A 21,892-nucleotide genomic window follows, 5' to 3' on the forward strand; every position below is an offset into this window, starting at 1 on the left:
CGAAGCGGTCCCTCACCATCGAGGAAACAGCGACGGCACGCCGCCAGTTCACATGGCTCCGATCCAGATCGCCATGGAAATGAGGAATGTGCTCATGCAGACAAGCGAGACGACATCCTGAACCAGATCGGTCATAACTCTCTCCTGTTGTTTGTATGTTCGTATTTTGTTCTAATTTTGTTCGAATGTCAACGACCGAACGCAGGGGGACAGGAGGAGAATTTGACACAGTTAGTGAAGGGTTAACCGGTCCGGAAGGACGTTTGACAAAGCTGCCAGCAGACCGTTCAAAGGCTGTCGCGCCAACATGGCGCATGACGACGACGGATGGTTCTGACAATTGCGCCGCGCCACCACGCTTCCTGTCTCATTTCAAGACGAAGGCGCTGGCATCCGTCTTGCTCTGTAGGTGTTGCCGGTTGATCCCGGTCCTGATTGCGTACTCTGATCAGGTTGTAGGCTCGCCGGGCTTCGAGGTTGTTGGGGTCCGCCCGGCGAGTTTATCGGAATGATGATCACCCTATCCTGAGAGCCGCCAATGAGCCTTCAGTGCGATTAAGGCGGAACAGATCGCAATCGCCAACACGACCAGTGCCCATGTGACACCACCGCGGGAAAGTCGCCATCGGCGGCCTTGTCTCATGCACTTTCGCCAACGGTCAGCCTGATTGGCACCACCGTATTTTCCCTTGCCTGTCACCCGCTCGCCACCGCCTGCTTGAGGCGCGCTCAATCGGGATCGGCCTGTCCGATGTGCCAGACGACTTTGGGGAGTTCGATGCATTCTTCTCATCAAAGTACCCTCGTCACTGGCAAATCTCTCATGATATTTCGCGTGTGTGGCTATGGGGAGTCTCGTGATGACTTGGCGGGTTTTTGGAATTTTGGCGATGGGACTGATCCCGGTCGCTTTCCTTAGTGGCACTTCGGACGCAAAAGCCTCCAACGCCGAAATAGAGCGCTGTATTCATTCGAAGACACCGAACGACAAGGTCTACTATTGCTCGATTGCATTGAGAGGCCGACCTGGCGGAGAGATGACCGATCGCCTTCTTCTTCGAAGGGGCAATGCGCTCATGCAACTCGGAATATTTTCCGAAGCTGTCAAAGATTTCTCGCGCCTCATCGTGGCGAATCCGACCGTGGCTGGCTACGTCGACAATCGTTTGGCCGCCCTGCGATCCCTCGGCCTTTATCAGGAAGCACTCGCGGACGCCAATCACGCAATAGACTTGGCGCCGCACAAAGCCTTTGTCTATCACAGCCGTGGTCTTGTTTTTGAAGACCTGAAACAGTTTGCTTCTGCTTTGAGCGATTTTGACCGAGCAATTTCCCTCGATCCCAACAATGCAGGGTTCATGGTCGAACGCGCGAGGATCAAGATGGAAGCCGGCCGTGCGAGTGAGGCTGTCGAGGACCTCTCGCGCGCCATTGCCCAGGACCCCGGCAATTTGGCCGCGCTGAAGCAGCGCGGCATGGCACGTCTCGCCCTTGGTGATCTCAACTCCGCGGCAAGCGACCTTCACACATACAGCCGGGCAGTTCCCGACGATCGGGAAGTCGCGGCCGCGATTGCCAGCATCAAGCCCGCCGCAAGTAGGAGGCCTTCAACCCCTTGATGAGAGGCGCGGTGACTTGAGCAATTCCAGGAAAAGTATGAAACGGTTTTCCTGGAATTGCGTCAAAGAGTCAGAGCAGTTCACCGTTTCTGTGAAACTGTAAACCGCTCTAACCGGACGGCATGAATGCCTTTGCCATTGAAGTGGCTGTCGCAGCCGATTGCCGCTGCACCATTTGGGCGGCCGGTAGCTGCCAGCCGAGGTGCAAAATTTCCTTCTATCTCCAACTTACGGCGCCGGCTTCGATTGCTCGCGCACGGCAGCAGGATACTGGTCAGGCCATCTTTGCCATTACCTTGGCCATATCTGCCGTGTCGAACGCTCTCAGAGTCTGAGTTCTGATGTTGCCCAGCGATGCGATCGACAGGGATAATGCCGTCGCGGCAATGTCGTCGTCGGCTTCGGCAATCGCCACGACATCATGTTGGCCAAGTGTCCACAACAGGGTGTGTACCTTGACGCCGCTTTTGCTGGCCATCGCCTTGAAGGCCTCGGCACGCTTCTGAGTATCCTTTATGCTCTTGATACCTTGGTCTGTGAAATTCGAGAGCAGCACGTAGTAAGCCATTCGTTCCTCCCACAATGGGGAGCGGGCGGGCGCTCACGGCGCGTCCGCCGTCTCCCAGAGCCTACGATAACACGAGCCGGGTGTGCGAACCACAGGCGGCCAGACACGCCATCGCGCACCATTGCGCAGCCTACAATGGGACAACCTTGCCGTCGGCCAGCGTGACGCGCCTGTCCATGCGCGATGCCAGCTCGTGATTGTGAGTGGCGATCAGCGCCGCGAGGCCTGATTGCCGGACCAGCGCCTCCAGTGCCTCGAAGACATAGGAAGCGGTGACCGGGTCGAGATTCCCGGTCGGCTCGTCGGCCAGCAGCACCAGCGGCGCATTGGCAACCGCACGCGCAATGGCGACACGCTGCTGCTCGCCGCCGGAGAGCTCGGCGGGCCGGTGCGATGCGCGCTTGCCGATCTGCATGTAGTCGAGCAACTGCGCCGCGCGTTCAGCCGCTTCCTTGCGCGGCAAACCCTTGATCAGCTGCGGCATCATGATGTTTTCCAGCGCGGAAAACTCCGGCAGCAAGTGATGGAACTGGTAGACGAAGCCGACATCGTTGCGGCGGATCGCCGTGCGCTCGTCGTCGGACAGCCGGCCGCAGGCCCGGCCCGACAGGATGACGTCGCCGGCATCGGGACGCTCCAGCAGGCCGGCCGTATGCAGCAGTGTCGACTTGCCGGTGCCTGATGGCGCCACCAGCGCCACCATCTCGCCGCGCCGCAGCGAAAAATCGGCGCCGTTCAAAATGGTGAGCTTGCGCGGCCCCTGGACATAATGCCGCTCGACGCTCTTCAGTTCGATAATGGCCTCGGCCATCATTCATACCTCAAGGCTTCGACCGGATCGAGGCGGGCCGCCCGCCATGCCGGAAACACCGTTGCCAGGAAGGACAGGCCGAGCGCCATGATGATGACATAGGTCGTCTCGCGCGGATCCATTTTCGCCGGCAGCTGGCTGAGGAAATAGAGCTCCGGATTGAACAGCACCTTGCCGGTCATCCAGGAGAAGAACTGGCGGATCGATTCGATATTGAGGCAGATGACGACACCGAGCAGCACGCCGGCGATGGTGCCTGTCACGCCGATCGCGGCTCCCGTCATCAGGAAGATGCGCAGGATCGCCCCGCGCGAGGCGCCCATGGTGCGCAGGATGGCGATGTCGTGCCCCTTGTCCTTCACCAGCATGACAAGGCCGGAGATAATGTTGAGTGCCGCCACCAGCACGATCAGCGTCAGGATCATGAACATGACGTTGCGCTCGACCTGAAGCGCGGAAAAGAAGGTCTCGTTGCGCTGGCGCCAGTCGACGAGGTCGATCGGCCGTTGCGCCGCTTCCTCTATCTTCGGCTTCAGCGCGTCGACATCGTCGGGATTATCGACATAGATCTCGATCGTCTGCGCACGCCCGTCCATGTTGAAATAGAGCTGCGCCTCGGAGAACGGCATGTAGACGATGGAGCTGTCATATTCCGACATGCCGACTTCGAAGATCGCCGCGATCTTGTAGCCCTTCATGCGCGGCGTCGTGCCAAGCGGCGTCACGTCGCCCTCCGGCGAGATGAGCGTGATGGTGTCGCCCAGCGTCAGGCCGAGATTCTCGGCCATGCGCTTGCCGATGGCCACGCCCTCGCCGCTATCGAAGTTGGCGATCGAGCCCTGCTTGATGTTGCCGGCGACGATCGCGATCTTGCCGAGATCCTCGCCGCGAATGCCGCGCACCAGCGCGCCCGAGCCGCCGCCGACATTGCCTTGCGCCAACACCTGGCCATCGATCAACGGGAGAGCATATTTGACGCCGGCCACGCCGTTGATGCGGCTGGCGACCTGGGCATAGTCCTCGAGCGGCGAATCGAGCGGCTGGACGATCAGGTGGCCGTTGACGCCCAGGATGCGCGTCAAAAGCTCGGCGCGGAACCCGTTCATCACGGCCATGACCACGATCAGCGTCGCCACCCCCAGCATGATGCCGAGGAAGGAGATCGAGGCGATGACCGAGATCACCGTCTCCTTGCGCCGCGAACGCAGGTAGCGCCACGCCACCGTGCGTTCGAAGATGGAAAAGGGACCAGCGCCCGCCGATCTTGCCGCAACCGCCTCGCTCATGCGGCGACACCGAAGCGTTTTTTCGCGTCGGCGACCGGCAGCGTTACGCGCTCGCCGGTCTTGCGATTCTTGATTTCCACCTCGCCGGCGGCCACGCCGCGTGGGCCCACGATCACCTGCCAGGGCAGGCCGATCAGGTCGGCGGTGGCGAACTTGCCGCCCGGCCGCTGGTCGGTGTCGTCGTAGAGCACATCCTTGCCTGCAGCGGTGAAGGCGGCATTGAGTTCGTCGCAGACGCGATCGCAGTCGGCGTCGCCGACCTTCATGTTGATCAGGCCGATGTCGAAGGGCGCCACCGCCTCCGGCCAGATGATGCCGTTCTCGTCGTGGCTGGCCTCGATGATTGCCGCGACCAGCCGCGACGGCCCGATGCCATAGGAGCCGCCGGAGGCGAAATGATCCTTGCCGTCGGGGCCGGTCACCTTGGCGCCCATCGGCTTTGAATACTTCTCGCCGAAATGGAAGATGTGACCGACCTCGATGCCGCGTGCCGAAACCTTGTCGTTCTCGGGAACCTTTTCCCAGGCCGCCTCGTCATGCATTTCGTCGGTTGCGGCGTAAGGCGTCGTCCACGTCTTGACGATATCAGCGATCTCGCCGTCATTGGCGAAGTCGGTGTTCGCGCCGGGCACGGCAAGCGAAAGATAGTCGCGATGGCAGAAAACCTGGCTCTCGCCGGTGTCGGCCAGGATGATGAATTCATGGCTAAGATCGCCACCGATCGGCCCGGTGTCGGCGCGCATCGGGATCGCCTGCAGGCCCATGCGCGTGAAGGTGCGCAGATACGACACGAACATCCTGTTGTAGGCGGCTCTCGCACCCTCGAAGTCGAGGTCGAAGGAGTAGGCGTCCTTCATCAGGAACTCGCGCGAACGCATGACGCCGAAGCGCGGCCGCACCTCGTCGCGGAACTTCCACTGGATATGGTAGAGGTTGAGCGGCAAATCCTTGTAGGACTTCACATAGGCGCGAAAAATCTCGGTGACCATTTCCTCATTGGTCGGGCCGTAGAGCATGTCGCGGTCCTGACGGTCCTTGATGCGCAGCATCTCCTTGCCATAGTCGTTGTAGCGGCCGCTTTCGCGCCACAGATCGGCCGACTGGATGGTCGGCATCAGGATTTCCAGCGCGCCGGCGCGGTTCTGCTCCTCGCGGATAATTTGGCAGACCTTGTCCAGCACCCGCTTGCCGAGTGGCAGCCAGGAAAAACTGCCCTGCCCCTGCTGACGGATCATGCCGGCACGCAGCATCAACCGGTGCGAGACGATCTCGGCCTCGCGCGGATTTTCTTTGAGGATGGGCAGGAAGTAGCGCGACAAACGCATGGACTGGTCCGTGAATGAGAACGGCCACGCCAGAATCGGCGCGACGCAGGCTTGCTTGCCCCGGCTTCATAGCCATTTCATGACGGATTGGAAACCCGGCCACACCGGCACAATGCCGCGCCTCAGGCCGGAATCCTTCGGTTTCCGATCAGGCCGCGCTGGCAATGAAGCGCACCGAACGTCTTGGGGCTTGGCCTTCAATTCTTTGCGCGCGTCAATTCAGGACATGCCGCAAAGGCTGCGCTATGCCTTGCTGGTCGTTTCGAAAGCAAAGCATGCCATACTATTGTGCAGTGCAGCACGAGAATGCCTGTTTCGAGGCAAAATTCTTCGTGACATTTTCATTCGGCTTAGGCTAGTGTGCCGCGATAACCGAGAGGGCAGAGAAAAATCTGCTCTCCTACGCGGTCAAAGTCTTGGGAGGATGCGATCTAGGCGCGGTTACTCGCTGCCGCCGGAAACCGGAAACAGATCGGACGCGTTTAATTGCAAGGCCTTGTGCCTTGCATTTTTTTTGTGCAATCACCCGGTTAGCGCGATGAGTTGCCAAGTCACATGACCTCGCGTCAGCAGGTGTATGGCCGCGAAAACGCGGCAGCATTCTCACAATCTCGATGCAGCCGCAGCGGTCTTGCCAGGCGATCTACTTCGCTGGAGTCTGTCCGAAATCCGGCACGATGTGCGGGATGTCGTTGAGGCTGTATCCCAGCCCGTGCGTCAGGCCATAGAAGATGGCCATGAGAATGGCCGTGACGATGGTGGTGCGGATCACGGCGCGCAGCATGTGCGGCCCGCGCGGCGCGCTTGGAACGGTGCCCAGCGTCACGTCGTGATCATCATCCTGCGTGCGGACACTGAACGGCAGCACGGCAAACAGCACCACCCACCAGGTCGCGAAAAACAGGGCGGTGAACGAAACCCAGCTCATGATTGCTCCAGTTCGATCAGCGTGCCGAAGAAATCCTTCGGATGCAGGAACAGCACCGGCTTGCCATGGGCGCCGGCCTTCGGGTTGCCGTCGCCCAGCACGCGGGCGCCGGCGGCCTTGAGTTGGTCACGCGCGGCCAGGATGTCGTCGACCTCGTAGCAGAGATGATGCATGCCGCCGGTCGGGTTCTTCGCGAGAAACGCCGCGATCGGCGAGCTCTCGCCCAAAGGCTCCAGCAGTTCGATCTTGGTGTTGCCGACATTGACGAACACCACGGTGACACCATGCTCCGGCAAAGCCTGCGGCTCCGTCACTTCGGCGCCGAGTGTGTTGCGGTAGGCAGCAACGGCAGCGGCCAGATCCGGCACCGCAAGCGCGACATGGTTGAGACGTCCGAGCATTGGCTTTCTCTCAAGGCAGTAAGGCAATAGGGCAGTAGCAGTAGGGAAGACAGTCCACGAGGAGGCATCCGATTACTTTCGGCTTCCACCCTACTCCCCTACTCCCCTACTCCCCTACTCCCCTGTTCGTCACCTGGTGACGAAAACCGTCACCAGCGGCTTCTTGCCCCAGGCTTCGTTGGCCGCGCCACGCACCGCGCGCCGAACCGCCTCTTGCACCAGGTCGAGGTCCTTTCGGCGCTGACGAGGAATCGAATCCACCGCGCCGACGGCGGCATCGATCATCAGGTCCTCCAGCGTCTCGCCGCTGGCATCGGCCTCGGCGACGCCGATGGCGACCAGGTCGGGATCGCCGGCCAGCTCATATTTGTCGTCGAGCACGACATTGACCGCGACATGGCCGGCGAAGGACAATTTGCGCCGGTCGCGGATGCCCATTGCCTGGTCGGTGCCGATCAGATTGCCGTCCTTGTAGATACGGCCGAACGGCACCTGGTCGATGATGGTCGCGGGGCCGGGAGCGAGTCTAAGCATATCGCCGTCGCGCACCTGCGCCACCTGGCCGATACCGGAGGTCGACATCAGCGAGCCCTGCGCCACCAGATGCGCCGCCTCGCCATGCACAGGGACGCCGATCTGCGGGCGCACCCATTCGTACATCTTGCGCAATTCGCTGCGGCGGGGATGGCCGGAGACATGCACCAGGGCGTCGCCGTCCTCGATGATCTTGATGCCGAGATCGATGAGACGGTTCTTGATCTCGAGGATCGCCTTCTCGTTGCCGGGAATGGTGCGCGAGGAAAACACCACCGTGTCGCCCGCCGTCAGCGACACCGATTTCATCTCGTCACGCGAGAGTTTTGCAAGCGCTGCCAGCGGCTCGCCCTGGCTGCCGGTGCAGATGATCACCAGGTTTTCGCGTGGGATGAAGCCGAAATCCTCCTCGGCGATGAACTCCGGCAGGCCGTCCATATAGCCGAGCTCGTCGGCCACATCGATGACGCGCTTCAGCGAGCGCCCGAGCACGAGGCACTGACGGCCGGCATCGCGCGCCGCCCTGGCGATGGAAACGATACGGCCGACATTGGAGGAAAACGTCGTGACCGCGACGCGGCCCTTGGCGGCCTGAATAACGCCCTTGAGGCCCTCGCCGACGGCGACTTCCGAAGGCGAATCACCTTCCCGCAGCGCATTGGTCGAATCGCAGATCAGCGCCAGAACGCCCTTGTCGCCATAGGCGCGGAAGCGCGCCTCGTCGGTTTTGGGACCGATGGTCGGTTCCGGATCGATCTTCCAGTCGCCGGTGTGGATGACGGTGCCCGCCGGCGACGTGATCGCCAGCGACATCGGCTCGGGAATGGAGTGCGCGACCGGAATGGCTTCGATCTCGAAGGGGCCGACGGTGAATTTCTCGCCGGCGCGGTAGATCGTCAGCGGGATCTTCGGCGCGCCCTGCTCGCCTTGCCGCTTGGCTTCCAGCAACCCGGCGCTGAACGGCGTCATCCATACCGGCGCCTTTAGCCTCGGCCAGATGTCCAGCAGAGCACCATAATGATCCTCATGCGCGTGGGTGATGACGATGCCGCGCAGATTGGCGAGGTTCTCCTCGATGAAGCGCGTGTCGGGCAGGATCAGGTCGACGCCCGGATGCGCCGCGTCCGGAAAGGTGACGCCGACATCGATGACGATCCATTCGCGCGCACTCGGCGGGCCGTAGCCGTAGAGGGCGAAGTTCATGCCGATCTCGCCGACGCCGCCGAGCGGCACGAAGACGAGTTCGGCGTTTTCCGCTTTCGCCATTATTTTTCCCTTCCTGGCCCTCAGGCCAAGCCGTTGAAGCAATTCCGGGAAAAGTGTGTAACGGCTTTCCGTCCGGAATTGCGCAAAAACAAATCACACCCGGGCGGATGCGACCGCGCCGAAATGCACATCGCCGGCGGCGATCGTCACAACAGTCCCCTCATCGTCGCGGATCACGAAACGGCAGTCCTCGTCAATGGTCTCGAACACGCCACGCACCACATTACCGTCAATTCTGACAGCAACCTCGCCGCCAAGTCCCGCCGCGCGCATCAGCCAACGCCGCCTGACGGCGGCAAGGCCGCGCCCTTCATCCCACAGCCGTGCATTCTCGCTCCAGGCATCCGACAGCGCCAGGAACAGCGTTTCCGCGTCGCAAGTCGCACCGAGCGCGTGCAGCGATGTCGCCGGATAAGGCACGTCCTCGGGGTGCGCCACGACATTGACGCCGATGCCAACCGCAACCGCGAAGCGGCCGCCGTCCAGAACCGCCGATTCCAGCAGGATGCCGGCGAGCTTGGCGCCGGAGGCAAGCACGTCGTTTGGCCATTTCAACTCGAAACGGTTTTGTCCCTGGCTCGCGCCATCGAGCCCGACGGCGATGCGGCCCTTGGGCACCACCGCGTCGAGCGCATCGGCAAGCGAGAGGCCGGCAACGAAACCCAGCGTCGCGGCAAGGCGGAGTTCACCATCGGTGATGACGAGCAAGGTCGCCGCCAGATTGCCTTCGGGCGACACCCAGGCGCGGCCGCGCCTGCCGCGCCCGCTTTCCTGCTTTTTGGAAACCACCCATAATCTGCCCGGGTCGCCTGCCCGGGCATGATCGAGCGCCACTGTGTTGGTGGAACCGACGCTGTCGTGCGCCTCGAGCCGGAACCCTTCCGACATAGAGGTTGGAGCCAGCCGAAATGCCATACTAGTGGTCCGTTTCTAACATTCGCATCCCGTTCCAGCAGCGCAGTGAGCGAATGTCAGAATCAAAGGACCACCAGCCAAATATGAGTTTCCAGTGAAGTTTTCAAATCTGACATTCGCGCACACACTTGGCGCGCCCCGAGTGCGGACGTCAAACTTAGTCACCAGCTAGAAGAAGGTCTTGGCGGCGGCTTCGGCGTAGGTTCCGATCGGGCCGCCGATCAGCACATAGAACAGCACGAAGGCGCCGGAGACGCCGAGCACGAGGCGCAACTCGCTGGCCATCGGCACGAAACCACCAACCGGCTCATCGAACCACATGATCTTGATGATGCGCAGATAATAGTAGGCGCCCACCACCGAGGCCAGAACGCCGATGATGGCCAGCGCGTAGAGGCCGGCGTTGATTGCGGCGAGGAAGACATACCACTTCCCCCAGAAGCCCGCGAGCGGCGGAATGCCGGCCAGCGAGAACATCAGGATGGTGAGGATCGTCGCCATGATCGGATTGGTCGAGGCGAGGCCCGCCAGGTCGCTGATCTGCTCGACATTGCCTTCCTTGCGCCGCATGGCGAGGATGAAGGCAAAGGTGCCGAGCGTCATCACCAGGTAGATCAGCATGTAGATGGCGACGCCGCGCACGCCAGCCTGGCTGTTGGCGGCAAGGCCGACCAGCGCGTAGCCCATATGGCCGATCGAGGAATAGGCCATCAGCCGCTTGATGTTGCTTTGGCCGATAGCCGCAAAGGCACCGAGCGCCATGGAGGCGATCGAGATGAAGACGATGATCTGCTGCCAGTCGGAGGCGATCGGCTTGAACGCGCCCATCGTGACGCGCACGATCAGCGCCATCGCCGCCATCTTCGGCGCCGCCGCCAGGAAGGCGGTCACCGGCGTCGGCGCGCCTTCATAGACGTCGGGCGTCCACATATGGAACGGCACCGCAGAGATCTTGAAGGCGAGGCCGGCCAGCACGAAGACCAGGCCGAAAACGAGGCCAAGCTGACGCTCGCCGCCGCCGAGTGCGGTGGCGATCTCGTGGAAGCCGGTGTTGCCGGTGTAGCCGTAGACCAGGCTGATGCCGTAGAGCAGCATGCCGGACGACAGCGCGCCAAGGACGAAATACTTCAGACCTGCCTCGGTCGAACGCAGATTGTCGCGGTTGATCGCCGCCAGCACGTAGATCGCCAGCGACTGCAGTTCGAGGCCGAGATAGAGCCCGATCATCCCGTTGGCCGAGATCATCAGCATCATGCCGAGCGTGCACAGCAGGATCAGCACCGGATATTCGAACTTGTCGAAACGTTCCGCCTTGGCAAAGCGCATCGACATGACCAGCGTCACCGCAGAGCCGACCAGGGCCAGCACCTTCATGAAGCGGGCGAAGGAATCCTGGACGAAGGCGTTGCCATAGGCATTGCCCTGTCCCGTGGAAAAGATCAGCCAGGCGCCTGATATGACCAGTACGGCGACACCAAGGCCAGTCACCGTATTGGCGGTGTTGGAACGGGAATAGGCTCCGACCATCAGCAGCGCGAGCGCACCGATGGCAAGGATCAGCTCGGGCGTCGAGAGCGACAGGCTGGAGAGAAGGTCCGGCGTCATGATTCGCAAAACCCTTGGGTTAATTCGCCGCCGCGGTCTGCGCGGCGCCGATGGATGCGGTGACATTGGTGACGAGCGACTTGACCGATTGGGCCGTCGCGTCGAAGACGGGAGCGGGATAGACGCCGAAGAAAATGACCAGCACGACCAGCGGGTAGATGATGGCCTTTTCGCGCGCCGACAGATCGAGCAGCCCCTTCAGGCTGTCCTTGGTCAGCGCGCCGAAGATCACCCTGCGGTAAAGCCAGAGCGCGTAAGCCGCCGACAGGATGACGCCCGTGGCGGCGAAGAACGCCACCCAGGTGTTGACGCGGAACACGCCGAGCATGGTCAGGAACTCGCCGACGAAGCCGCTGGTGCCGGGCAGCCCCACGTTGGCCATGGTAAAGACCATGAACACGGTGGCGTATTTGGGCATGTTGTTGACCAGCCCGCCATAGGCGGCGATCTCACGCGTGTGCATGCGGTCATAGATGACGCCGACGCACAGGAACAGGGCGCCCGAGACGAGGCCGTGGCTGAGCATCTGGAAGATCGCGCCCTGCACGCCTTCCTGGTTCAGCGCGAAGATGCCCATGGTGACGAAGCCCATATGGGCGACCGACGAATAGGCGATCAGCTTCTTCATGTCCTCCTGCATCAACGCCACCAGCGACGTGTAGATGATGGCAACGACGGACAGCGTGAACACCAGCGGCGCGAACATTTCGGACGCCAGCGGGAACATCGGCAGCGAGAAACGCAGGAAGCCGTACCCGCCCATCTTCAAGAGGATGGCGGCCAGGATTACCGAGCCGGCCGTCGGCGCCTCGACGTGCGCGTCCGGCAACCAGGTGTGCACGGGCCACATCGGCATCTTCACCGCGAAGGACGCGAAGAAGGCGAGCCACAGCCACGTCTGCATGTTGGCCGGGAAACTATGCGTCAGAAGCGTCGGAATGTCGGTCGTGCCGGACTGGTAGAACATCGCCATGATGGCGAGCAGCATCAGCACGGAGCCGGCGAGCGTATAGAGGAAGAACTTGAACGAGGCATAGACGCGCCGCTTGCCGCCCCATACGCCGATGATGATGAACATCGGGATCAGGCCGGCTTCGAAGAAGACGTAGAACAGCACGATATCCAGCGCGCAGAACACGCCGATCATCAGCGTCTCCAGCAGCAGGAAGGCGATCATGTAGGCCTTGACGCGCTTCTCGATCGCGTCCCACGACGCCAGGATGCAGAGCGGCATCAGGAAGGTCGTCAGGATGACGAACAGCATGGAAATGCCGTCGACGCCCATATGGTAGGAGATTCCGGAGTCGAGCCAGGCCGCCTTCTCGACGAACTGGAAGCCGGCTTGCGAATTGTCGAAGCCGGTCCAGATGAACAGCGAGATGATGAATGTGAACGCCGTGGTCAACAGCGCGATGGCGCGAATGTTGCGGCGTGCGTTTTCGCTGTCATCGTTGATGAACAGGATCAGCAGCACACCAACCAGCGGCAGGAAGGTGACCAGCGAGAGGATTGGCCAGGCGGTCATCAGAGCATCATCCAGGTGACGAGTGCGGCAACGCCGATCAGCATGGCGAAGGCATAGTGGTAGAGATAGCCGGTCTGCAGCTTGACGACGCGGTTGGTGACATCGACGACCCGCGCCGAAATGCCGTCCGGACCAAGGCCGTCAATGACGGTCCCGTCACCGGTCTTCCACAGGAAATGGCCGAGACGCTTGGCGGGCCGCACGAACAGGAAGTCGTAGAGCTCGTCGAAATACCACTTGTTGAGCAGGAAGCCGTAGAGCAAGCGATGGTTGGCGGCGACGCTCGGGGGCAATTCTGGCGAGCGGATGTAAAACTTCCACGCCACCGCCAGGCCGATCAGCATGGCGATGAAGGGCGACAGTTCGACCCAGAGCGGCAATTCGTGGATCTCGTGCAGGATGTGGTTGTCCGGCAGCGTGAACAGCGACGCCTTCCAGAACTCGGCATAGCCCTCGCCGATGAACGCGCCGTGGAAGATGATGCCGGCGAACAGCGCGCCAGCCGCCAGGATGAACAGCGGCACCAGCATGACCGGCGGCGATTCATGGACGTGGTGCATCACCTCATGGCTTGCCCGCGGCTTGCCGTGGAAGGTCATGAAGATCAGCCGCCAGGAGTAGAAGGAGGTGAAGCAGGCGGCGATGACCAGGAGCACGAAGGCAAGGCCCGCGACCGAATTATGGCCGGCGAAGGACGCTTCGACGATGGCGTCCTTGGAGAAGAAGCCGGCGGTGCCGATGACGGTCACCGGAATGCCGACGCCGGTCAGCGCCAGCGTGCCGACCACCATCATCCAGTAGGTGGTCGGGATCAGCTCTCTCAGGCCGCCCATCTTGCGCATGTCCTGCTCGTCGGAGACGGCATGGATGACCGAGCCCGAGCCGAGGAACAGCAAAGCCTTGAAGAAGGCATGCGTGAACAGATGGAAGATCGCAGCCCCATAGGCGCCGACGCCGAGCGCCACGAACATGTAGCCGAGCTGCGAGCAGGTCGAATAGGCGATGACGCGTTTGATGTCGTTCTGCACCAGACCGACGGTCGCCGCGAAGAAAGCGGTGAAGGCGCCGATGAAGGTCACCACCGTCAGCGCCGAATGCGAAAGTTCGAACAGCGGCGAAAGCCGTGCCAGCATGAACACGCCGGCCGTCACCATGGTGGCAGCATGGATAAGCGCGGAGACCGGCGTCGGGCCTTCCATGGCGTCCGGCAGCCAGGTGTGAAGCGGCACCTGCGCCGACTTGCCCATGGCGCCCATGAAGAGCAGCAGGCAGACGACGGTCATTGCCGTCTGCTTGTCCAGCGCATGGCCAAGGAAGGTCAGCACGGCTGCGCCCTGTGACGCGCCTTCAGCCGGAATGAATGTCGCCGCATTGGCGAAGATGGTGCCGAGATTGACCGAGCCGAACAGCACGAACACGCCGAAGATACCGAGCGCGAAGCCGAAATCGCCGACGCGGTTGACGACGAAGGCCTTGATGGCCGCGGCATTGGCCGAGGGCTTCTTGTACCAGAAGCCGATCAGCAGGTAAGATGCGAGGCCCACCCCTTCCCAGCCGAAGAACATCTGCACGAGGTTGTCGGCGGTCACGAGCATCAGCATGGCGAAGGTGAACAGCGACAGATAGGCGAAGAAGCGCGGCCTGTCAGGATCATGATGCATGTAGCCGATCGAATAGATGTGAACCAGCGCCGAGACGGTGTTGACCACCACCAGCATCACCACCGTGAGCGTGTCGATCCGGAGCGCCCAGGACGCCTCCAGCCCGCCGGACTGGATCCAGCGCAGCACCGGCACGGTGAACACCTCGCCATGGCCGAAGCCAACGGTGAAGAAGGCGACCCACGACAGAACGGCTGATATCACCAGGAAGCCCGAGGTGATGTATTCGGACGCCTTGGCGCCGAGCGACGTGCCGAACAGGCCGACGATCAGGAAGCCGAGCAGCGGAAGGAAGACGATCGCTTGATACATGATAGTCCCGTCAACCCTTCATCATGTTCACGTCCTCGACCGCGATCGAGCCGCGGTTGCGGAAGAAGACGACGAGAATGGCAAGTCCGATGGCAGCCTCGGCCGCCGCGACCGTCAGCACGAACAGCGCGAACACCTGGCCGACCAGATCGCCAAGTGCGGCCGAAAAGGCGACGAAGTTGATGTTGACCGCAAGCAGGATCAGTTCGACCGACATCAGGATGACGATGACGTTCTTGCGGTTCAGGAAGATGCCGAACACGCCGAGCGTGAACAGGATCGCCGATACGGTCAGATAATGTGCGATGCCGACGACCATCTCAGACTCCTTCGCCCGACTTGACCTTGCGGATTTCCATGCCGGTCGCCGCGGTGCGGCCGACCTGGGCTGCGATCGACTGCCGCTTGATCCCTTCCTTGTGGCGCAGCGTCAGCACGATGGCGCCGATCATGGCGACCAGCAGGATGAGGCCCGAAACCTGGAAGTAGTAGAGGTAGTCGGTGTAGAGGATGTCGCCCAGCGCTGCCGTGTTCGAGCGGGTGGCGAGATCCGGAATGGGCTTCGAGACCGCCGTGGCGAGTTGCGGCGCGAATGTATAGCCGCCCAGCACCACGATCAGTTCCGCCGCCAGGATCAGCCCGACCAGCGCACCGATCGGTGCGTATTGCAGGGCGCCTTCCTTCATCTCGGCGAAGTCGACGTCAAGCATCATGACGACGAACAGGAACAGCACCATGACCGCGCCGACATAGACGACGAGCAGGATCATGGCCAGGAATTCGGCGCCGGTCAGCATGAAGAGGCCGGCTGCGTTGAAGAAGGTCAGGATCAGGAACAGCACCGAATGCACGGGGTTGCGCGACGAAATGACCATGAACGCCGATGCCACCGCGACAAAGGCGAAGAGGTAGAAAAAGGCCGCCTCTAATCCACTCAGCATGGGGTTCCCCCAGGTTCCTAATTCCGACTCCGTCCCGACTCCGGTCCGAATTCGCGTGTTCCTTAGACGGGCGACGTTGCGCCGTCCACTTTCTTGTTCCTTCTCCCCGTTTAAGGGGAGAAGGTGGCCCGAAGGGCCGGATGAGGGGCAACGCAAAGATTGGCGACCTTGGCGCCGCCCCTCATCTGCCTGCCGGCATCTTCTCCTCGTAAACGGGGAGAAGGACGCCAATCACCGATAGGGCGCGTCCAGCGAGATGTTGCGCGCCAGCTCGCGCTCCCACCGGTCGCCATTCGCCAACAGCCTGTCCTTGTCGTAGTAGAGCTCTTCGCGCGTTTCCGTCGCGAATTCGAAATTCGGCCCCTCGACAATGGCGTCGACCGGACAGGCTTCCTGGCAGAAGCCGCAATAGATGCACTTCACCATGTCGATGTCGTAGCGCACCGTGCGGCGCGTGCCGTCATTGCGGCGCGGACCGGCCTCGATGGTGATGGCCTGAGCCGGGCAGATCGCCTCGCACAATTTACAGGCGATGCAGCGTTCCTCGCCGTTGGGATAGCGGCGCAGCGCATGCTCGCCGCGGAAGCGCGGGCTCACCGGCCCCTTCTCGTGCGGATAGTTGATCGTCTCCTTCGGCGCGAAGAACTGGCGCATCGACAGGAAGAAGGCGCTGACGAAATCCTGCAGCAGCAGCGATTTTGCGGCCTGAGCTAGCGCGTTCATTGGCCACTCCCATACAGGTTTATTGCAATGAAATAGCCCGCACATCCAAACAGGATGGGCGTCACGACACGAAACACAAATACTATCGGCTTTACAGCGTCCGCGCTTAGTTGCTTCAAAATACGAGGCAGCAGAACCAGATACTCGAACAACGCGATAAGAAGGCCGACAATTGCTCCCAAAAAGCCGACAGACAAATTACTCATCACGCAAACCCCGTGATCTTGAGGAAGGCGGCGGTGGCGACCACCATGAACAGCGAGATCGGCAGGAACACCTTCCAGCCAAGCCGCATCAACTGGTCGTAGCGGTAGCGCGGCACGAATGCTTTCACCATCGAAATGCCGAAGAACACGAAGCAGACCTTCAGCACGAACCAGATGACGCCCGGCACCCAGGTGAAGGGCGCGAAGTTGAAGGGGGGCAACCAGCCGCCAAGGAACAGGATGGTGGCCAGCGCGCACATCAGCACGATGGCGACGTATTCACCGAGGAAGAAGAGCAGGAACGGCGTCGACGAATATTCGACCATGTGGCCGGCGACCAGTTCCGATTCGGCTTCCACCAGATCGAAAGGCGGCCGGTTCGTCTCGGCCAGGGCCGAGATGAAGAAGATGATGAACATCGGGAACAGTGCCAGCCAGTTCCAGTCGAGGAACGTGTTGGGCAGGCCAAGCCGCGTGCCGAGTCCACCCTGCTGCGATAGCACGATATCGCTGAGGTTGAGCGAGCCGGCGGTGAGCAGCACGGTGACGATGACGAAGCCGATCGAGACTTCGTAGGACACCATCTGCGCCGCCGAACGCAGCGCGCCGAGGAACGGATATTTCGAGTTGGAGGCCCAGCCGCCCATGATAACGCCATAGACCTCGAGCGAGGAGATGGCGAAGACATAGAGGATGCCGACATTGACATTGGCGATTGCCCAGCCCTGGTCGACCGGAATGACCGCCCAGGCCGAGATCGCCAGCACCGCCGACACAAGCGGCGCCAAAAGGAAGACGCCCTTGTTGGCACCCGACGGGATCACCGGCTCCTTGAAGACGAATTTCAGCAGGTCGGCGAAGGCCTGCAGCGTACCGAACGGGCCGACCACATTCGGACCGCGGCGCAGCTGCACCGCCGCCCAGATCTTGCGGTCGGCATAGAGGATGTAGGCGACAAAGATCAGCAGCACCACGATCAGCACGACCGATTTCAACAGGATCAGCAGCGCCGGCAGCACGTAGAAGGAGAAGAAAGTGTCCATGCTTATTCCGCCGCCTGCTTGAAGCCGCTCTTGGCCAGTGCCGAGCATTCCGCCATCACGGCCGATGCCCGCGCGATCGGGTTGGTCAAATAGAAATCCTTCACCGGCGAGGTGAAGGTGCCCTTGTTCAGCCGCCCGCCGAGTTTCGCCGCGCTGGCGATATCCGCGGCGCTGCCGGCCGCGATCTGGTCGATGCGGGCAAGATGCGGGTACTCGCCGTAGAGCTTGTGGCGCAGTTGCGGCAGCGAATCGAACGGCAGCTTCTTGCCCAGCACATCCGACAGCGCCCGCAAAATGGCCCAGTCCTCGCGGGCATCGCCCGGCGCGAAGCCGGCGCGGTTGGTCTGCTGCACGCGCCCTTCGGTGTTGACGTAGGTGCCGGACTTTTCCGTGTAGGCGGCCGCCGGCAGGATGACATTGGCGCGGTGCGCGCCGGCATCGCCATGGGTGCCGATATAGACGACGAAGGCGCCGCCTGTCTTGCCCATGTCGATCTCGTCGGCACCGAGCAGGAACAGCACGTCCGTTTCACCCAGCATGCCGGCGACGTTCTTGCCGCCCTCGCCCGGCACGAAGCCGAGATCGAGGCCGCCGACACGTCCGGCCGCGTTGTGCAGAACGGCAAAGCCGTTCCAGTCAGCGCGGGCGGCGTTGACGGCAGCGGCAAGCCTTGCCGCCTGGCCGAGCACGGCCGCGCCGTCGGCGCGCGCCAACGCGCCCTGGCCGACGATGATCAGCGGATGCGTCGCCTTCTTCAGCGTCTGGAAGAACTTGCCATTGCCGTCGGCCAAATCCTTCAGCGAGTCCGGCCCGGCGCCCAGCAGTTCATAGTCATAGCGCGTGTCGCCGATCTCGCCGATGACGCCGACCGGCAGATCGCCAATCCGCCAGCGCTTGCGGATGCGGGCGTTGAGCACCGAGGCTTCGAAGCGCGGATTGGCGCCAATGATCAGCACCGCATCGGCCTGCTCGATACCCTCTATGGTCGGGTTGAAGATGTAGCTGGCGCGTCCGAGCGCCGGATCGAGCGCGGCACCGTCCTGAAGGCAGTCGACATTCTTCGAACCGAGCGAGGCCATCAAGAGCTTCAGCGCGTAGATTTCCTCGACCGCGGCGAGATCGCCAGCAATGGCGCCGATCTTGTCGGGCGATGTCTTCGACACCGCGTCCTTGATCGCGGCGAACGCTTCGGCCCAGCTTGCCGGAACCAGCTTGCCGTCCTTGCGCACATAGGGCCGGTCGAGGCGCTGCGTGCGCAATCCGTCCCAGATGAAGCGGGTCTTGTCGGAGATCCACTCCTCGTTCACCTGCTCGTTGACGCGCGGCAGGATGCGCATCACTTCGCGGCCACGGCTATCGATGCGGATCGCCGAACCGACCGCGTCCATCACGTCGATGGATTCGGTCTTGGTCAGTTCCCACGGCCGCGCCTGGAAGGCGAACGGCTTGGACGTCAGCGCACCCACGGGGCACAGGTCAATGACATTACCCTGCAGCTCCGAGGTCATCGCCTGTTCGAGATAGGTGGTGATCTCGGCGTCCTCGCCACGGCCGATCAGGCCGAGTTCGGAAATGCCGGCGACTTCGGTGGTGAAGCGGACACAGCGCGTGCAGTGGATGCAGCGGTTCATCACCGTCTTGACCAGCGGCCCGATATACTTGTCTTCGACCGCGCGCTTGTTTTCGTGATAGCGCGAGGAATCGACGCCGAAGGCCATCGCCTGGTCCTGCAGGTCGCACTCGCCGCCCTGGTCGCAGATCGGGCAATCCAGCGGATGGTTGATCAGCAGGAATTCCATCACGCCTTCCCGGGCTTTCTTGACCATCGGCGTGTTGGTGAAGATTTCCGGCGGCTCGCCGTTGGGACCGGGGCGCAGGTCGCGCACGCCCATGGCGCAGGAAGCCTGCGGCTTGGGCGGCCCGCCCTTCACCTCGATCAGGCACATGCGGCAATTGCCGGCGATCGACAGCCGCTCGTGAAAGCAGAAGCGCGGCACTTCCGCACCCGCGTCCTCGGCCGCCTGCAGCAGCGTGTAGTGGTCGGGTACAGTAATTTCTTTCCCGTCGACCTTGAGCTTTGCCATTCGTCTCAAACCCCTGCGGATTTCCCGCAATCTCATTTCCCGGGCGCGACAGACGCAGCGCCCGACATTTCATTCACGTCTTCGCGGCCAATGCCGCCGCCTGGGCAGTCCAGTCGTCGCGGCCGATGCGGCCCTTGAACGACAGATAGTCGTCGACCCAGGCGATCTCTTGCGGCGACCACGCGGCGATCTGGGCGAACGTCCAGATACCGAGACCGTTCAGCACCTTCTCCAACTTCGGGCCAATACCCGATATCGCCTTCAGATCCGAAGGCTTCGCCGGTCTGTCGATGGCCTTGGGCTGGCGGAAATCCTCCGGCAGCAGCACATCGGCGGCCTCGCCCGCTGCCGGACCGGCATCAGCCACCGGCCCCGTGGTGGCGGCTTCCTTGGCGGCGATGTCCGTGACTTCCTGCGCGAAGGACTGCGCCTCGGCAATTAGGCTCTTCGCCGTCACGCGCGCCTTGGTGGACGACGAGTTCGCGTCCTCGAATTGCTCGATGCGCGCCTCGAAATCCTCGATCAGCGGCTGCATAAGGCGCTGGGATGCCTCGGCGGCTCCCGAAAGCGCGCCCATCCAGACGCCGAACGCATGGTTGGCGAACCCGATGCCAAGCGCCGACATCGCCGCCGCGCCCGCGACAGGGTGCGCGAGAAGGTTGACGGCGCTGGCCATCTCCTTCGGCATCATCCTGGTCAGGTCCTGGTTCATTTTCTCGAGCTGGTCCAAATTGGGCATCAATGAGTAGGGTGTCGAATACGGCGCCATAGAAATTCTCCTGGTCGTTTCTTCGTTTGCCCCGCCCCGTTATTCCCGCAGTCGCAAATTCTTCTATTCCGCCGCCACCATCACCGGTTCGGCCCGGTGCGCGTTGCGCGAAAACTCGTCGATGCGCCGCTCCACCTCGCCGCGGAAATGCCGCATCAGACCCTGGATCGGCCACGCCGCCGCATCGCCCAGCGCGCAGATCGTGTGACCCTCGACCTGCTTGGTGACATCCAGCAGCATGTCGATCTCGCGCTTGTGCGCCTCGCCGCGCACCAGGCGCTCCATCACCCGCCACATCCAGCCGGTGCCTTCGCGGCATGGCGTGCACTGGCCGCAGCTCTCATGCTTGTAGAAGTAGGACAGCCGCGCGATCGCCTTCACGATATCGGTCGACTTGTCCATGACGATGACGGCCGCCGTGCCAAGGCCAGATTTGAGATCGCGCAGCGCGTCGAAATCCATCGGCGTGTCGATGATCTGCTCGGCCGGCACCAGCGGCACCGAGGCGCCGCCCGGAATGACGGCAAGCAGATTGTCCCAGCCGCCGCGAATACCGCCGCAATGCGTCTCGATCAGTTCACGGAACGGGATCGACATCGCCTCTTCGACGGTGCACGGATTGTTGACGTGGCCGGAGACGCAGAACAGCTTGGTGCCGACATTGTTCGGCCGGCCGAAGGACGAAAACCATGCCGCGCCCCGGCGCAGGATGGTCGGCGCCACAGCGATCGATTCGACATTGTTGACGGTGGTCGGGCAGCCATAGAGGCCGACATTGGCCGGGAATGGCGGCTTCAGCCTGGGCTGGCCCTTCTTGCCTTCGAGGCTTTCCAGAAGCGCCGTTTCCTCGCCGCAGATATAGGCGCCGGCGCCGTGATGCATATAGACGTCGAAATCATAGCCGGACGTGTTGCCCTTGCCGATCAGCTTGGCTTCATAGGCCTCGTCGATGGCGCGCTGCAGCGCCTCGCGCTCGCGGATGAACTCGCCGCGCACATAGATGTAGGCGGCTATCGCGCCCATGGCGAAGCCGGCGAGCAACGCGCCCTCGACCAGCGTGTGCGGGTCATTGCGCAGGATGTCGCGGTCCTTGCAGGTGCCGGGCTCTGATTCGTCGGCATTAATGACCAGATAGCTCGGACGGCCGTCGCTCTGCTTGGGCATGAACGACCATTTGAGGCCCGTCGGGAAACCGGCGCCGCCACGGCCGCGCAGGCCCGACGCCTTCATCTCGTTGACGATCCAGTCGCGCCCCTTGGCGACAATGCCGGGGGTGTTGTCCCAGGCGCCGCGCGCCATCGCACCAGCCAGCGACCTGTCGAAGAGGCCATAGATGTTTGTGAAGATGCGATCTTTGTCCTGAAGCATTG

At 62.1% G+C, this 21,892-nt stretch carries 19 protein-coding genes; 1 reads left to right on the forward strand and 18 read right to left on the reverse strand.

Annotated features, from left to right (window positions below; genetic code table 11):
• Nucleotides 1-860 precede the first annotated feature (860 nt).
• Nucleotides 861-1,619, forward strand: coding sequence for a tetratricopeptide repeat protein (locus FJ930_RS23305; RefSeq protein ID WP_181763455.1), 759 nt, complete (start codon nucleotides 861-863; stop codon nucleotides 1,617-1,619).
• Nucleotides 1,620-1,893: 274 nt separating this feature from the next.
• On the opposite strand, the gene FJ930_RS23310 is transcribed toward FJ930_RS23305, so the two are convergent.
• The 18 genes from FJ930_RS23310 to nuoF all read right to left on the reverse strand — a co-directional run bounded on the left by FJ930_RS23310 (nucleotide 1,894) and on the right by nuoF (nucleotide 21,890).
• A complete protein-coding gene (locus tag FJ930_RS23310; protein WP_140610489.1) occupies nucleotides 1,894-2,187 on the reverse strand; it encodes a GYD domain-containing protein in 294 nt (97 codons plus the stop codon).
• Between the two features lie 130 nt (nucleotides 2,188-2,317).
• Nucleotides 2,318-3,001: an ABC transporter ATP-binding protein gene (locus FJ930_RS23315; RefSeq protein WP_181165635.1), complete on the reverse strand. Its 684-nt coding sequence runs from the start codon at nucleotides 2,999-3,001 to the stop codon at nucleotides 2,318-2,320.
• Entirely contained in the window at nucleotides 2,998-4,284 is a 1,287-nt protein-coding gene (locus tag FJ930_RS23320) for a lipoprotein-releasing ABC transporter permease subunit (protein ID WP_141840280.1), read from the reverse strand. Before FJ930_RS23320 ends, FJ930_RS23315 begins: the two co-directional genes overlap by 4 nt.
• The gene (gene proS, locus FJ930_RS23325; protein ID WP_140749197.1) at nucleotides 4,281-5,609 is read right to left on the reverse strand and encodes a proline--tRNA ligase; all 1,329 of its coding nucleotides are present in this window, start codon (nucleotides 5,607-5,609) and stop codon (nucleotides 4,281-4,283) included. Before proS ends, FJ930_RS23320 begins: the two co-directional genes overlap by 4 nt.
• A gap of 643 nt (nucleotides 5,610-6,252) precedes the next feature.
• Nucleotides 6,253-6,537, reverse strand: a complete 285-nt coding sequence (locus tag FJ930_RS23330; RefSeq protein ID WP_140749194.1) for a DUF1467 family protein — start codon at nucleotides 6,535-6,537, stop codon at nucleotides 6,253-6,255.
• Nucleotides 6,534-6,938 (reverse strand): methylmalonyl-CoA epimerase, encoded by a 405-nt coding sequence (gene mce / locus FJ930_RS23335; RefSeq protein WP_141840281.1) that lies wholly within the window; start codon nucleotides 6,936-6,938, stop codon nucleotides 6,534-6,536. The genes FJ930_RS23330 and mce overlap by 4 nt, the downstream gene beginning before the upstream one ends.
• 129 nt (nucleotides 6,939-7,067) lie before the next feature.
• Nucleotides 7,068-8,738 (reverse strand): ribonuclease J, encoded by a 1,671-nt coding sequence (locus FJ930_RS23340; RefSeq protein WP_140743073.1) that lies wholly within the window; start codon nucleotides 8,736-8,738, stop codon nucleotides 7,068-7,070.
• A 93-nt stretch (nucleotides 8,739-8,831) separates the two neighbouring features.
• Nucleotides 8,832-9,653, reverse strand: coding sequence for a biotin--[acetyl-CoA-carboxylase] ligase (locus FJ930_RS23345; RefSeq protein ID WP_141840282.1), 822 nt, complete (start codon nucleotides 9,651-9,653; stop codon nucleotides 8,832-8,834).
• A gap of 168 nt (nucleotides 9,654-9,821) precedes the next feature.
• Complete coding sequence (gene nuoN / locus FJ930_RS23350) at nucleotides 9,822-11,258, reverse strand: NADH-quinone oxidoreductase subunit NuoN (RefSeq protein ID WP_141840283.1); 1,437 nt, start codon at nucleotides 11,256-11,258, stop codon at nucleotides 9,822-9,824.
• Nucleotides 11,259-11,277: 19 nt separating this feature from the next.
• Nucleotides 11,278-12,783 carry an NADH-quinone oxidoreductase subunit M gene (locus tag FJ930_RS23355; protein WP_140743079.1) on the reverse strand — a complete coding sequence of 502 codons (1,506 nt, stop codon included), beginning with the start codon at nucleotides 12,781-12,783 and terminating at the stop codon, nucleotides 11,278-11,280.
• Nucleotides 12,783-14,756, reverse strand: coding sequence for an NADH-quinone oxidoreductase subunit L (gene nuoL / locus FJ930_RS23360; protein ID WP_141840284.1), 1,974 nt, complete (start codon nucleotides 14,754-14,756; stop codon nucleotides 12,783-12,785). The genes FJ930_RS23355 and nuoL overlap by 1 nt, the downstream gene beginning before the upstream one ends.
• A gap of 10 nt (nucleotides 14,757-14,766) precedes the next feature.
• Nucleotides 14,767-15,075, reverse strand: coding sequence for an NADH-quinone oxidoreductase subunit NuoK (nuoK, locus tag FJ930_RS23365; protein WP_019858930.1), 309 nt, complete (start codon nucleotides 15,073-15,075; stop codon nucleotides 14,767-14,769).
• Nucleotide 15,076: 1 nt separating this feature from the next.
• Complete coding sequence (locus FJ930_RS23370; RefSeq protein WP_140743083.1) at nucleotides 15,077-15,697, reverse strand: NADH-quinone oxidoreductase subunit J; 621 nt, start codon at nucleotides 15,695-15,697, stop codon at nucleotides 15,077-15,079.
• 231 nt (nucleotides 15,698-15,928) lie between these two features.
• Nucleotides 15,929-16,420 (reverse strand): NADH-quinone oxidoreductase subunit NuoI, encoded by a 492-nt coding sequence (gene nuoI, locus FJ930_RS23375; protein ID WP_140610478.1) that lies wholly within the window; start codon nucleotides 16,418-16,420, stop codon nucleotides 15,929-15,931.
• A 205-nt stretch (nucleotides 16,421-16,625) separates the two neighbouring features.
• Nucleotides 16,626-17,669 (reverse strand): NADH-quinone oxidoreductase subunit NuoH, encoded by a 1,044-nt coding sequence (nuoH, locus tag FJ930_RS23380; RefSeq protein ID WP_141840285.1) that lies wholly within the window; start codon nucleotides 17,667-17,669, stop codon nucleotides 16,626-16,628.
• Between the two features lie 2 nt (nucleotides 17,670-17,671).
• On the reverse strand, nucleotides 17,672-19,753 hold the full coding sequence (gene nuoG / locus FJ930_RS23385) for an NADH-quinone oxidoreductase subunit NuoG (protein ID WP_141840286.1): 2,082 nt from the start codon (nucleotides 19,751-19,753) through the stop codon (nucleotides 17,672-17,674).
• A 73-nt stretch (nucleotides 19,754-19,826) separates the two neighbouring features.
• Entirely contained in the window at nucleotides 19,827-20,522 is a 696-nt protein-coding gene (locus FJ930_RS23390; RefSeq protein WP_141840287.1) for an NADH-ubiquinone dehydrogenase, read from the reverse strand.
• A gap of 63 nt (nucleotides 20,523-20,585) precedes the next feature.
• Nucleotides 20,586-21,890, reverse strand: coding sequence for an NADH-quinone oxidoreductase subunit NuoF (nuoF, locus tag FJ930_RS23395; protein ID WP_141840288.1), 1,305 nt, complete (start codon nucleotides 21,888-21,890; stop codon nucleotides 20,586-20,588).
• Between the last annotated feature and the right edge of the window lie 2 nt (nucleotides 21,891-21,892).

This window comes from Mesorhizobium sp. B2-4-15, from assembly GCF_006658505.1.
GTDB lineage: Bacteria > Pseudomonadota > Alphaproteobacteria > Rhizobiales > Rhizobiaceae > Mesorhizobium.

Excerpts from the sequence above, each read along its gene's own strand:
- nuoG (WP_141840286.1), bottom strand. The coding sequence starts at position 19,753 with ATGGCAAAGCTCAAGGTCGACGGGAAAGAAATTACTGTACCCGACCAC.
- nuoH (WP_141840285.1), bottom strand. The coding sequence starts at position 17,669 with ATGGACACTTTCTTCTCCTTCTACGTGCTGCCGGCGCTGCTGATCCTG.
- FJ930_RS23320 (WP_141840280.1), bottom strand. The coding sequence starts at position 4,284 with ATGAGCGAGGCGGTTGCGGCAAGATCGGCGGGCGCTGGTCCCTTTTCC.
- nuoN (WP_141840283.1), bottom strand. The coding sequence starts at position 11,258 with ATGACGCCGGACCTTCTCTCCAGCCTGTCGCTCTCGACGCCCGAGCTG.
- FJ930_RS23330 (WP_140749194.1), bottom strand. The coding sequence starts at position 6,537 with ATGAGCTGGGTTTCGTTCACCGCCCTGTTTTTCGCGACCTGGTGGGTG.
- FJ930_RS23355 (WP_140743079.1), bottom strand. The coding sequence starts at position 12,783 with ATGACCGCCTGGCCAATCCTCTCGCTGGTCACCTTCCTGCCGCTGGTT.
- nuoI (WP_140610478.1), bottom strand. The coding sequence starts at position 16,420 with ATGAACGCGCTAGCTCAGGCCGCAAAATCGCTGCTGCTGCAGGATTTC.
- proS (WP_140749197.1), bottom strand. The coding sequence starts at position 5,609 with ATGCGTTTGTCGCGCTACTTCCTGCCCATCCTCAAAGAAAATCCGCGC.
- nuoF (WP_141840288.1), bottom strand. The coding sequence starts at position 21,890 with ATGCTTCAGGACAAAGATCGCATCTTCACAAACATCTATGGCCTCTTC.
- FJ930_RS23315 (WP_181165635.1), bottom strand. The coding sequence starts at position 3,001 with ATGATGGCCGAGGCCATTATCGAACTGAAGAGCGTCGAGCGGCATTAT.
- FJ930_RS23310 (WP_140610489.1), bottom strand. The coding sequence starts at position 2,187 with ATGGCTTACTACGTGCTGCTCTCGAATTTCACAGACCAAGGTATCAAG.
- FJ930_RS23370 (WP_140743083.1), bottom strand. The coding sequence starts at position 15,697 with ATGCTGAGTGGATTAGAGGCGGCCTTTTTCTACCTCTTCGCCTTTGTC.
- mce (WP_141840281.1), bottom strand. The coding sequence starts at position 6,938 with ATGCTCGGACGTCTCAACCATGTCGCGCTTGCGGTGCCGGATCTGGCC.
- FJ930_RS23340 (WP_140743073.1), bottom strand. The coding sequence starts at position 8,738 with ATGGCGAAAGCGGAAAACGCCGAACTCGTCTTCGTGCCGCTCGGCGGC.
- nuoK (WP_019858930.1), bottom strand. The coding sequence starts at position 15,075 with ATGGTCGTCGGCATCGCACATTATCTGACCGTATCGGCGATCCTGTTC.
- nuoL (WP_141840284.1), bottom strand. The coding sequence starts at position 14,756 with ATGTATCAAGCGATCGTCTTCCTTCCGCTGCTCGGCTTCCTGATCGTC.
- FJ930_RS23305 (WP_181763455.1), top strand. The coding sequence starts at position 861 with ATGACTTGGCGGGTTTTTGGAATTTTGGCGATGGGACTGATCCCGGTC.
- FJ930_RS23345 (WP_141840282.1), bottom strand. The coding sequence starts at position 9,653 with ATGGCATTTCGGCTGGCTCCAACCTCTATGTCGGAAGGGTTCCGGCTC.
- FJ930_RS23390 (WP_141840287.1), bottom strand. The coding sequence starts at position 20,522 with ATGGCGCCGTATTCGACACCCTACTCATTGATGCCCAATTTGGACCAG.